Below are 9921 nucleotides of genomic sequence, written 5' to 3' on the forward strand. Positions count from 1 at the left end.
TTCACCATCGGCTTCCTGTCGACCTTCCTCTTCGGCGGCCTCACCGGCGTCATCCTGGCCTCACCGCCGATCGACTTCCACGTCCACGACTCCTACTTCGTGGTCGCGCACTTCCACTACGTGCTCTTCGGCACGGTCGTGTTCGGCATGTTCGCGGGCTTCTACTTCTGGTGGCCCAAGTTCACCGGGCGGATGCTCGACGAGAGGCTCGGCAAGGTCCACTTCTGGCTGCTGTTCCTGGGCTTCCACGGCACGTTCCTGGTGCAGCACTGGCTCGGCGCGGCCGGTTTCCCCCGCCGCTACGCCGACTACCTGCCCACGGACGGCTTCACCGCGCTGAACCAGATCTCGTCGATCTCGTCGTTCGTGCTGGGCGCCTCGACGCTGATCTTCTTCTGGAACATCTACGTCACCGCCAGGCGGGCGCCGGTGGTGACCGTCGACGACCCGTGGGGCCACGGCTGCTCCCTGGAGTGGACGACCTCCTGCCCGCCGCCGCGGCACAACTTCACGTCGCTGCCGCGGATCCGCTCCGAGCGCCCCGCGTTCGACCTGAACCACCCGCACGCCGCGGGCTGACGGCCCACCGTCCGACGACACGGGCCGTGGTTCCGGGAGGACCGGACCACGGCCCCTCCGCCGTGTCAGACCGCGTCGTTCACGTGGCGCAGGTGCCCGTCCGCGTCCGGGGCGTACCGCGCGCGACCGTTCCGGTGGGCGAACTCGATCCCGTTCCGCCGGCCCGCGTCGCGCAGCCGCCGCCCGCTCACCCGGTGACCGTCGAGAGGGCCACCGCGCAGCTCCACCACGCCCTCCGGAGCCGTGCGGCCGAACGGAAGGAGGGCGACCGCCCAGGCGCAGAGCACCGCGACCCCGCCGACCAGTGCACCGACCCCCGGATACCCGCCCAGACTGACGGCGAACGCCGCGAGGGCGCCAGCGGCCATCAGGGCGAACACCGTCGACGCGGTGGGGCCGCGTCCGCTCGGTCGGAACCCGGTCCGTTCCATCCGACGCATGTCTCCTCCTGGCCGAGCGGCTCCACGGGACGGTCGTCACGTGCTCGGTGACGCGCGGCCCGCACCGCCCGATTTTAGTTTGTGTACTAACTATTAGCGTACTAACTAAATGCTCGGAGGTGCCCCCGGGGTCCCGCGGAGCCTCCGGCCGCGAACGTGTCCCACGCCTCAGGAACGACACACGCCCCGCCCCCGTCCAAGCAGGTGCGGGGCGCGTCGGCGTTCCCCCGCCCCTCCCCCTCTCGGGGGGTCCGGGGGATGTCAGGGGAGGCCCAGGGCTCTCCCCGATGGGAATCGTCGTTGGTGACAGGCAGGCTGGAGACATGAACGGGAAACTCCAAGGACGACTCGTCCGCAGTGACTCCAACCGTCTCCTGACCGGTGTGTGCGGCGGCATGGCCGCCTTCCTCGGTATCGACGCCACCATCGTTCGGATCGCCTTCGTGGTCTTCGCGCTCCTGGGCGGCGGTGTGTTCGTGTACATCCTCGCCTGGCTGCTGATGCCCGCCGAGGGCGAGCGCCACTCCTTGCTGGAGCAGATCATCCGTAACTTCCAGGGAAAGCCGAGTGAGACCTGATGTGGACCCTTCGAGCCCAGCCGGGCTGGCAGCGCCGCGAACTGTGCGCCCCGCGTGAGGAGCGGGAGGCCGAGGAGAACCGCGAGCCCGCCGCCGCGAACACGGCCGAGCGCTGAGGGGCCCTCCGCGGCGTCGTCGGCCCCGCCGTCCCCACCGGGGACCTTCGAGTGCGAGTGACCCGCGTGACCCCGGGGCGCGTTACCATCCGAGCATCCCCGGAATGCCTGGACCCGCCCGGGACGTCCGCATGTGAGCACGCACCTCCCCGACGATCAAGGTCTCCCTCACCGTGAGCGCACCCTCCTCCGTCGCCCTGCCGGCCTCCGCCATGGACCTGACCCCGGCCGACCCGGCCAGGATCGGCCCGTACCGAACGCTCGCCCGGCTCGGCGCGGGCGGCATGGGCATCGTGTACGCGGCGGTGCCGGCCGAACCGGAGGCGCGGCCGGTGGCGGTCAAACTGATCCACACCGAGTACTCCGCCGACGAGGAGTTCCGGGCCCGCTTCGCTCGCGAGGTCGATCTTCTGGGCCGGGTCGGCGGGTCCTGCGCGGTCCCGCTCCTGGCCGCCGACACCGGGGCCGACCGCCCGTGGCTGGCCACACCCCTGGTGCGCGGTGCGACGCTGGGCGCCCGCATCCGCAAGAACGGACCACTCGACGAGCCCCTGCTACGCGGCCTCGCCGCCGGCGTCGCCGAGGCCCTGGCGCAGATCCACGCCTGCGGCATCGCCCACCGCGACCTCAAGCCGACCAACATCATCCTCGCGCCGGACGGGCCGAGGGTCCTCGATTTCGGGGTGGCTCGGGCGATCGACCAGACCGCGCTGACGCGGACGGGCACGGTGGCCGGTTCTCCGGGGTGGATCAGCCCCGACCAGTACCGGGGCGAACAGGTCTGCACCGGTGACGACGTGTTCGCCTGGGGTGCCCTGGTCGCGTACGCGGCCACCGGGCGGCCTCCGTTCGGCGCCGGCAACCCCGCGGTGGTGGCGCACCGCGTGATGAGCGACGAACCGGACCTGGCGGGCTTCGAGGGCCCGCTGGCCGATCTGGCCCGCGGGGCGTTGGCCAAGCACGCCGCCGACCGGCCGACCGCGCTGGAGCTGGTCTCGGGTGTGATCCAGGCGGGTGTGCCCGACCGCGCGATCGCGCCGATCCGGGACACCGGTACCGCCGCGGACGCTGTGGCCGCGCTGCTCGACCGCGACTGGCGGGGGGTGCGCGCGGGCGCGGAGCGGACCGTGCGCGCCCCGGCGGCCTCCGGCGGCGGAGCGAAGCGCGCCCTCACACTCGTCGGAGCCGGTGTCGGAGCGGTGGTGCTCCTGGCCGGGCTCGCCTTCGGCGGGGTGGCGCTCGCCCGGAACTGGGACTCGCTGCCGATGGCCGCCTGGTTGGCGTCCACCGAGGAGGCCGACCCCGTTCCGGAGACCGAGGCGACCGAGGACGAGGCGCGCCGGCCGGGACCGGTCGGGCGAGAGCCGAGCGAGGAGCCTTCCGAGGAGGCGTCGCCGTCCCCCGAACCGTCCGAGCCGGAGGAGTCGGAGGAGCCGTCCCCCGAGCCCTCCGAGACGGCCGAGCCCGAGGAGACCGCCGAGCCCGCCCCCGAGCCCGAGACACCCGTCACCGTGCCGATCACCGTCTACAACGCCGAGGGACCGTGCCAGGCCCCGCGGACTTCGGAGTGTTCGCTGCGGTTGGCGAACAACCCGTACGCCGCCTACGCCGACCCGGGCAACCGCGCCGGGGCCGTGTGGCACGACGACCGGCTGGACGCCGCGTGCGTGGTCGGGGACGGCCAGACGATCAGCGACGAGAGCGGCTAAAAAACCACCCGCTGGTACAAGGTCACCACGGCGGAGGGCGTGACGGGCTGGCTGCCCGGGGCGCGCACCCGCGACGCGGGCGGGGTCCGCACCTGCGCGTCGCACGAGGTCTGAGGGATCGGAGCCGGTGACGGGCCGGAACGGCCCCGCTCACCGGCCGTGGCGCACCCAGCGCCCCCGCTCGTCGTCCAGGACGACCCAGGAGCCGTCGCCCAGGGGGATCAGCCCGGGCGCGTCGGCGGCGGGTTCGCCGAACCGGCCGAGGACCGCGCCGGTGCGGGTGTCGACGAGGTGCGTCTCGTACCACTCGTACGGCGGGCCCTCGTCGGGGTCCGTGTCCTCGTCCTCGGGTTCCTCGTCGTAGTCGACGTGTGCCGCGACGATCGCGGTCCCGGCGTCGAGGTAGCCGCCCGGCATCGGGGTGAGGGACACCGACCGCTCCCCTCCCGGATCCGCCTCCGGGTCGCCGAGGTCCTCCCCGGTCACGGTGGCGACCACCTCGCCGTCGGGGTAGGAGCGGACGGTGAGTTCCTGGTCCATGGTCAGGAACCGGGTGCCGTCCGGGGACAGGTCCACCACCGCGTCCCCGGTCATCCCCGCTCCCGCGCCCAGCGGGACCTCGTCCACGACGATCCGTCCACCGTCCGGGCGGCCCCGGAACAGGCGGCCGCTCATCTCCGGATACCCCACGTCCAGGACCATCTCCGCGCCCGCCGGGTGCGCGAAGTGGGTGGCGCAGACTCCCCTGGTCCCCAGGTCGGCGCTGGCCAGGACCGCGCCGGTGGCCGCGTCGAGCACCACCCACTGGTCGGTGGCGAGGTCGGACGCCGTCTCGGCCAGTCGGCACAGCCAGACCAGGGCTCCGTCGAGGGAGAAGTCGCACACGGCCGGGCCGGTGGCGCCGAGGGCGAACCGCCACAGTTCCGTGCCCGCCCGGTCGACGCACACCAGGGCCCCGTCACTGGTCGTGTACACGGCCCGCCCGAGGTCGGGCACCACCGCCTCACCCCACCGGACGGGCCGCTCCGCCACGGGGAACACGTGGGTCGGGTCGACTTCCCGCCCCTCCGCGCCCGGCGGGTCGGGGAACGTGTAGGCCTCGACCCCCTCACCCCCCGACAGCGTCCGCACCCGCCATCCGCCCAGGCTCCTCGGCCGGAGCTCTCCCGGTTCCATCCCCGCATCCCTTCGTCCGGTCGGTGTTCCCCGCTCTGACGGCACCTACCGGCTCGTGGTTCCGGCCCCTCCGCCGAACCGCGTGCCGGTTTCGGTGCGCCCGGCTCCCTCCCGTTGCGGACGCCCCCACCGCCCGTAACCCACAGCCTCCACGCGACTACTTTTCGTGCGGTCGGGGGTGGGGTATACCCGCCGCGTCTTGGTACTCGTCTCGACTCGGGCGGCTCAATGACCCACGGACACGCCTTCCCTCCCATGACGACCATCGGCCCCGGGGACAAGCGCTACCCCGCGCTCTCGCGCGGCTTCAACCAACGCTGGATCGCGAGCCCCGAGTACGTCCGGCTGGTGGGCTCCCCCGCCGGAGCCGTCCGTGCGCTCTCCGAAGCGGTCAACCAGCACCCCACCGACCCCGACCGCACCCGGATCACCGTGCGCTCCGGAGGGCACTGCTACGAGGACTTCGTCTGCGGCGACGACGTCCGCGTCATCCTCGACGTCAGCCCCATGTGCGGCGTCTACTACGACCCCGGCCTCGAGGCGTACTGCGTCGAGGCCGGCGCGAGCAACTGGCACGTCTACAGCCACCTCTATCCGCTCAGCGGCCGGGCCCTGCCGGGCGGATCCTGTTACTCCGTGGGCACCGGCGGGCACGTCACCGGCGGCGGCTTCGGCCTCCTGTCCCGCCAGCACGGTCTCACCGTCGACTACCTCTACGCCGTGGAGGTCGCCGTCGTCCGCCCCAACCGCACGGTCGACCTCGTCGTCGCCACCCGCGACGACCCCGGGACCAACCTCCGCGACCTGCTGTGGGCGCACACCGGGGGCGGCGGCGGAAACTTCGGCCTGGTCACCCGGTTCTGGTTCCGGGACCTGCCCGAACCTCCGAGGAACGTCCGTCTCGCCGCCCTGGCCTGGAAGTGGTCGGAGTTCGACAAGGCCGAGTTCGGCAAGCTCGTCACGGCCTTCGGAGAGTACTTCCGCGACCACCAGGACCCCGACGAGGCGTCGGGGAAGCTGTTCGCGATGCTCAAGCTCAACCACGTGAGCAACGGGGAGATCGGCCTGGTCGCCCAGATCGACGACGACGATCCGAACGGCAAGGACGCCCTGGCCGACTTCCTCGCCACCGTCGACGGCGCGATCAAGCCCGAGTCGGGCCAGATGAGCGCCCCCATGGGTGAGCACCCGCCCGTGCGGGACATGCGCACCCCCCGCGTCCTGCCCTGGCTCACCGCCACGCAGGCGCTCAACAGCTCGGGTGAGAACCGGTGCGGCAAGTACAAGTCGGCCTACATGCGCAAGCCCTTCACCCCCGCCCAGATCGACGAGATGTGGGCCTACCTGGGCAACGTCCGCTACAAGGACTACGTCAACAAGGAGGCGCTCATCCAGGTCGACTCCTACGGCGCCGCGATCAACCATCCGCCCCACGACACCGCGGTCCCCCAGCGCGACTCCATCATGAAGATGCAGTTCCAGGTGTACTGGAAGCGGACCGAGACCGCCTCCGCGATCGACCGGCACATCAAGTGGATCCGCGACATCTACCGCAAGACGTTCGCCACGAGCGGCGGGGTCCCCGCCATCAACGACCTCACCGACGGCTGCTACATCAACTACCCCGACGGCGACCTCGACAGCGGCGAGTGGAACACCTCCGGCGACAAGTGGTACACGCTCTACTACAAGGCCGCCTACCCACGGTTGCAGCAGGTCAAGAGGTGCTGGGACCCGCTCGACGTGTTCCGGCACCAGCAGTCGGTGCGGCTGCCCAAGGCCAGGGTGGAGGGGACGGGGTCGTAGGCCCGTACGGGCGCGCCGGGCACCGCGCCTACGCCCCCTGCGGCTCCCGTTCCCCGGCGCCCTCGTCATCACATCCGGAAACCGTCGCGTCGGTGTCCTTCTCGAGGGATCCGGAGGCCCCGTCCGCCGAGTCGGGGGCGCCGGGCCCGGGAGTCCCGTCCGCCGCCTCGGGCTCGCCGTCCCCGCCGAGGTTCTCCAGGCGTACCCTCCGCAGTGCCCACAGGACGACCAGGCCCACCGGGACCAGTACCGCCGCGGTGAACCCGTACCCCGTCTGCACGGCGGTCGTGAACGCCGACCGCGCCGCCTCCAACAGCTCGGTCGCGATCGGTCCGGGCAGTGTCCGCGCCACCGCCGTCGCACCGCCGACGCTCTCCCCCGCCGACTCCACGGCACCGGCCGGAACGGCCCCCAGATCCGCGTCGTCCAGCAGGCGGCGGTAGACCACCGCCGCGAGGCTGCCCAGGAAGGCCAGACTGAGCGCGTTGCCGAAACCGCCCGCCACGTCGCCCATGGCGGCGGCCGAACCGGCCTTCCTCATCGGCGCCGACGCGATGATGAGGTTGTAGCTCAACGTGAACAGAGGGCCGATCGCCAGCTGGATCACCACCGCGGCCACGACGATCCCCGGTAGCGTCCCTTCACCGACGAACCACACCATCGCGACGGCCCCGGCTCCCGCGACCAGGAGCGCGACCCCCATGACGAACCCCGGCCGCGCCCACCGGTTCAGGACGGTCGGCAGCAGGCCGCCCACGATCGAACCCAGCGCGGGCGCGATCAGCAGCAGACCCGCCCGCCCCGGGGACATCCCCTCCACCGCCTGGAGGTACTGGGCCAGGAGCATGTCCGATCCGCCCACGCCGAGCAGCATCAACAGCATGGCCACAAGGGAGACGGAGAACGCGGGCGTGGAGAAGAGCCGCAGGTCGAGGAGCGGCTCCGGTGCGCGGAGCTGCCGCCGGACGAACAGCGCGCCCAGCGCGAGGCCCGCCGCGACGCACACCAGGTAGGGCCACATCGGGGCCTCGGACCCGCTGGCCATGTCGTCGGCGAGCTCCTGGAGCCCGAAGATCACCGCGATGACCGCCAGCACGGAGAACGCCACGCCCAGCAGGTCCAGGCGCTGGGCCCGTACCCCGTCCACCCGGGGCAGCAACGGCGTGAACAGCAGCAGGAGCACCGCCACGGGCACGTTGATGAGGAAGACCGAGCCCCAGGAGAAGTACTCCAGGAGCGCACCGCCCAGGGGCGGCCCGATCGCCATCCCCGCGGAGAACGAACTCATCACCACGGCGATGGCCGCGGAGAACTGCCGGGTGTCGGTGAACATCACGCGCAGCAGGGAGGTGATGCTCGGCAGCAGCGACGCCGCGGCCATGCCCATCACGGCACGGGTGGCGATGAGCATGAGCGGGTCGACGGAGAACGCCGCGACCAGGGAGGACAACCCGTACACGGTGACCCCGGCCGTGAGCAGGCGCCGGTGGCCCATCCGCGGCCCCAGCCAGCCCATGGTGAGCACCACGCCGACCTGGAGGAACGACGCCACGTGCAGGATCCACAGCAGTTGTGTGCTGCTGGGGGCGAGGTCGGCGGCGATCGAGGGCAGCGCCAGGAAAAGGACGGTCATGTCCGTGGCGGACATCAGCAGCGGCAGCGTCAGAACCGCGAGGCCCAGCCACTCTCTCCAGGTCGCGGTTCGGGGGTTGCTGGTGGCCACGTCGTTCTCCCAGGCTCGAACGGTCTCGGACAGCTTCGACCGTAAAACCTCAACTTTTGTTGAGATCAAGGTGGAAGAAGGTCTTGTGATGAGTGCCTCGCGACTCTGCGCGACGACACGAGACGAAGTATCGGGAAAATCTCGCCGAGAGTGAGCACAAGGGCACAAGCCCTGTCCCAGGCCACTTCCCGTGCATTATCGTCTCGTCACATGGGGCACACACCGAGACACGCGCTGATGGACACCAGGGACCGTACCGGTTCCCCCGAACCCCACGCGACACTGTCCGCGTACTTCGGAGCCGCGCTGACCCCCCGGGAGTTCACCCTCCCGAACGGTGTCAGAGTGGGGGTGGACTGCGCGGACGCCGATCCTACGACCATCGTCGGACAGTGCTGCCTCCACTGGGGACAGATCAAGTCGAACCAGCGCAACAAGGTCATCGCCGACGCCTTCAAACTCGCCTGGCTCCGGGGCGCGGCCTTCCCCGACGCACGGGCCGTCCTGGCCCTGAGCACCCCGTTCACCAGACTGCTCGGCCGCGGCGCCTGGCTGCCCGAGGCCCTCGCCGCGCACCGGATCGACGTCCTCCTGCTGGACCAGGACCACAATGTCCAGCGATTGGAGACCCTTCCGTGATCGCTTCTTCACACGAAGTCCATTTTTTGTCCCTACCTTTGACGGGTCAACGATCTCCGCGGGCCGTCGACGATCCTGCTTCCGCCCGCTCTCCGTCGAAGTCTCCGGTTCCGTACCGGAGGAGTCTTGTCTGGAGGGTGTCCCGTGGGCTCTTCCCATGTGGTCGTGCTGGTAGGTAACCCACGCTCGGGCTCGCGCACCGCCCGCGCCGCGGAGCACCTCGCCCGGTTGCTGTCGTCCGCGATCCGGTCCGACGCGCCGGTCACCACCGTCGACCTGTCGGACTACGGCCCGGCCGTGCTCGACCCCCGCGCCGCCGACGTCGACTCCGCCGTCGAGACCGTGCGGTCGGCTGATCTGCTGGTCGTGGCCAGCCCCGTCTACAAGGGCACGTTCACGGGCCTGCTCAAGTCCTTCCTCGACCGGATGCCGCCCGAGGCACTGCGCGGCACCGTCTGCGTCCCCCTCATGGTCGGCGCCTCCGACGCGCACTCCTCCGCCCCCGAGGCGGCCCTGCGCCCGGTCATGGTCGAGCTCGCCGCCATCTGCCCCACGCCCGCCCTGTACCTCCAGGAAGCGGTGCTCGCGGAGCTGGGCAGCGACACGGACCCCGCGCTGCGCTGGTACGACCGCCACGCGCGAACGCTCTCCTCGGTCATCGACTCACTCCCGGTACGCACGTGATCCGCGAGACCCCACCGTCCCCCGACTCGGCCGTCGCACCCCGTTCAGCGGCGGCCGAGCGCACGTGTCCGTCCCCTGAGGAGCAGGAATGACGCCCCACGATCCCACCCCACACGCCACCGACGTCCGCAGCGAGCCGACCGCCCTGCGCGACGGCCTCGCCCGCATGGCCACGTCCGTCAGCGTGATCACCACGGAGGTCGCGACCGGTCGCCACGGCTTCACCGCCAACAGCGTCGTGTCCGTGTCGGCCGACCCGCCGCTGATCGGTGTCTTCCTGGCCACCACCGCCGAGTGCCACGCCGCCTTCGCCCACGCCAGGACGCTCGCCGTGAACGTCCTCGCCGACGGCCAGGAGCACCTGTCCACGCTCTTCGCCACCCGGGGAGCGGACAAGTTCGGCTCGACCGGCTTCGTCCGCGGCGGCCTGGGCGCCCCGATCCTGCCGGACGCCGCCGTCACGCTGGAGGG

General features: G+C 71.5%; 10 protein-coding genes (1 of these 10 only partly in view). 7 read left to right on the forward strand and 3 right to left on the reverse strand.

Annotated elements, in window-relative coordinates:
- Window positions 1-579, forward strand: a 579-nt coding sequence (locus D471_RS0120810) for a cytochrome c oxidase subunit I (RefSeq protein ID WP_017600411.1), incomplete at its 5' end; no start/stop codon positions are given.
- 65 nt (window positions 580-644) lie between these two features.
- On the opposite strand, the gene D471_RS35370 is transcribed toward D471_RS0120810, so the two are convergent.
- On the reverse strand, window positions 645-1019 hold the full coding sequence (locus tag D471_RS35370) for a hypothetical protein (RefSeq protein WP_152486384.1): 375 nt from the start codon (window positions 1017-1019) through the stop codon (window positions 645-647).
- A gap of 323 nt (window positions 1020-1342) precedes the next feature.
- Between D471_RS35370 and D471_RS0120820 the strand changes: the two genes are divergently transcribed.
- Together D471_RS0120820 and D471_RS35375 are read left to right on the forward strand one after the other, a co-directional pair.
- Window positions 1343-1597: a PspC domain-containing protein gene (locus tag D471_RS0120820; RefSeq protein WP_017600413.1), complete on the forward strand. Its 255-nt coding sequence runs from the start codon at window positions 1343-1345 to the stop codon at window positions 1595-1597.
- Window positions 1598-1886: 289 nt separating this feature from the next.
- Complete coding sequence (locus D471_RS35375; protein ID WP_051059231.1) at window positions 1887-3422, forward strand: protein kinase domain-containing protein; 1536 nt, start codon at window positions 1887-1889, stop codon at window positions 3420-3422.
- Window positions 3423-3572: 150 nt separating this feature from the next.
- Here D471_RS35375 and D471_RS0120840 read toward each other — a convergent pair whose 3' ends face one another.
- On the reverse strand, window positions 3573-4598 hold the full coding sequence (locus D471_RS0120840; RefSeq protein ID WP_017600416.1) for a hypothetical protein: 1026 nt from the start codon (window positions 4596-4598) through the stop codon (window positions 3573-3575).
- 228 nt (window positions 4599-4826) lie between these two features.
- Between D471_RS0120840 and D471_RS0120845 the strand changes: the two genes are divergently transcribed.
- Window positions 4827-6404 (forward strand): FAD-binding oxidoreductase, encoded by a 1578-nt coding sequence (locus D471_RS0120845; protein WP_026127921.1) that lies wholly within the window; start codon window positions 4827-4829, stop codon window positions 6402-6404.
- Between the two features lie 28 nt (window positions 6405-6432).
- Here the strand turns inward: D471_RS0120845 and D471_RS0120850 are convergent, their stop codons facing one another.
- Window positions 6433-8127 (reverse strand): MFS transporter, encoded by a 1695-nt coding sequence (locus tag D471_RS0120850; RefSeq protein ID WP_017600418.1) that lies wholly within the window; start codon window positions 8125-8127, stop codon window positions 6433-6435.
- A gap of 237 nt (window positions 8128-8364) precedes the next feature.
- Here D471_RS0120850 and D471_RS0120855 point away from each other — a divergent pair, with 237 nt between their 5' ends.
- From D471_RS0120855 to D471_RS35380, 3 genes are all read left to right on the forward strand, one after another.
- On the forward strand, window positions 8365-8766 hold the full coding sequence (locus D471_RS0120855) for a hypothetical protein (RefSeq protein WP_017600419.1): 402 nt from the start codon (window positions 8365-8367) through the stop codon (window positions 8764-8766).
- A 165-nt stretch (window positions 8767-8931) separates the two neighbouring features.
- A complete protein-coding gene (locus tag D471_RS0120860; RefSeq protein ID WP_206538958.1) occupies window positions 8932-9450 on the forward strand; it encodes an NADPH-dependent FMN reductase in 519 nt (172 codons plus the stop codon).
- Window positions 9451-9616: 166 nt separating this feature from the next.
- A protein-coding gene (locus tag D471_RS35380) for a flavin reductase family protein (RefSeq protein ID WP_449406572.1) crosses the window boundary here: on the forward strand, window positions 9617-9921 show its 5' portion. Its footprint extends 13 nt past the window's final position; 305 of the gene's 318 nt are visible here — the first part of the coding sequence; it begins with the start codon at window positions 9617-9619; its stop codon lies beyond the right edge, outside the window.

This window comes from Nocardiopsis lucentensis DSM 44048 (assembly GCF_000341125.1).
Lineage (GTDB): Bacteria > Actinomycetota > Actinomycetes > Streptosporangiales > Streptosporangiaceae > Nocardiopsis > Nocardiopsis lucentensis.